This is a genomic window from Enterococcus hailinensis (genome assembly GCF_045862035.1).
Classification (GTDB): domain Bacteria; phylum Bacillota; class Bacilli; order Lactobacillales; family Enterococcaceae; genus Enterococcus_A; species Enterococcus_A hailinensis.
In genome coordinates this window covers 1-1303 of record NZ_BAAFRV010000054.1, presented here as the reverse complement: position 1 = coordinate 1303, position 1303 = coordinate 1, and the positions used below count along the sequence as shown (strand labels likewise).

The following is a 1303-nucleotide window of genomic DNA, read 5'->3' as shown; positions in this document are numbered from 1 at the left end:
CTTAACAATTTAATAGAACAAGACCATCGACCTATTAAACGACGAAATAAATTTTATCAAAGTCTCCGTACAGCCTCTTCCACGATTAAGGGCATGGAGACCATTCGAGGAATATATAAAAAGAACCAAAGAAATGGAACGCTCTTCGGCTTTTCGGTGTCTACTGAAATCAAGGTATTAATGGGAATAACAGCCTAAGATATTTGGAGTTCAGAGAGGGCGCGTTTGATTTTCAAACTTCGCAACAGAACCATCAATCCACCTGCTCTTTCTTCTTCTTGGGATCAATACTCTTTAAAAACCTCTCCTCCAACACCAATAAATGACGATAAACATCATCCATCGACCAGCCTGAAGAAAGACTAAGACAATACAAAAAATCACAAGGCAACGTCTTTACGGTACGGTTTCTTGTTACCCAGCTTGCTACTGTACTCTGCTTATAGCCATGCAACTCACAAAATTGTTCTACTGTCATACCTAACCGCGAAATAATAAACACATTGATCGGGTAGGGATATACAAAGGTATTGATACTCATAGTCAGAAAGACCTCCCCCCATATTATTACGTTTGCGATAATAATACTACTCTTTCTTAAGACCAGCAACCAAGGCGGAGAAAAAGAAGAACGTATCATAGATATAATGTAATAGGCAATTTGCACCTTTTAATTTCAGCCTGTATCGATCATGAACAGATCTGTTTGCACGCCGATCTTATTGGGATCTATCAAGCGTTTCAGTGCTGTCTGGATAAACGTGTATTCTTTTCCAAAAGCTTCTGAGATCGCAGCGAAATAAGCCCCCCGGCTTTCTTTTTTTAGCCGGATAACGGAGCGCATCAATCCATGTATCGAAGCTAACATAATACCCCCATTACGACCAGCACGAACACGAAAATGAATTTTGTTCTCTTCTCTTAACTGCTTCAGTACTTTGTCCAGGGAACGTTTTGGGATCTTTAAACGTTCAGTTAACTCTTTTTTTGTAGAAATAATGTATGGTTGTTCTTCATAGGATTGCTCATTCAAATAGGACAGTAGATCTTCTGCCCATTCATGACTATGTGAATACTTGCGAACAGCTCTTTCTTTCTTGAATTTCCACCAACCCCGTTTTTTGTTGAATAGCTGCTCTTCAGAAAGATTGGCATCGACCCACTCTTGGCATAATAGGACAATTTTTTCTCTGTGCGCTGCTTGATATTTTCCGGAGTAAGCGGAACGAATGATTCTGGTTAATTCTCGATCAGATAAAGGGTTAGCCAAGCGGTCATTGAATTCTAACATCGTCAATTCACA

At 39.6% G+C, this 1303-nt stretch carries 2 protein-coding genes and 1 pseudogene; 1 reads left to right on the top strand and 2 read right to left on the bottom strand.

Features of this window, described 5'->3' with window-relative positions:
• Positions 1–198, top strand: a pseudogene (locus ACKTSC_RS13410) (IS6 family transposase); the annotation flags it as partial.
• A gap of 55 nt (positions 199–253) precedes the next feature.
• Here the strand turns inward: ACKTSC_RS13410 and ACKTSC_RS13405 are convergent.
• Complete coding sequence (locus tag ACKTSC_RS13405; RefSeq protein WP_012481689.1) at positions 254–541, bottom strand: PrgN protein; 288 nt, start codon at positions 539–541, stop codon at positions 254–256.
• 135 nt (positions 542–676) lie between these two features.
• Positions 677–1303: primase C-terminal domain-containing protein (locus tag ACKTSC_RS13400; RefSeq protein WP_407857831.1), on the bottom strand; the 627-nt coding region annotated here is incomplete at its 5' end.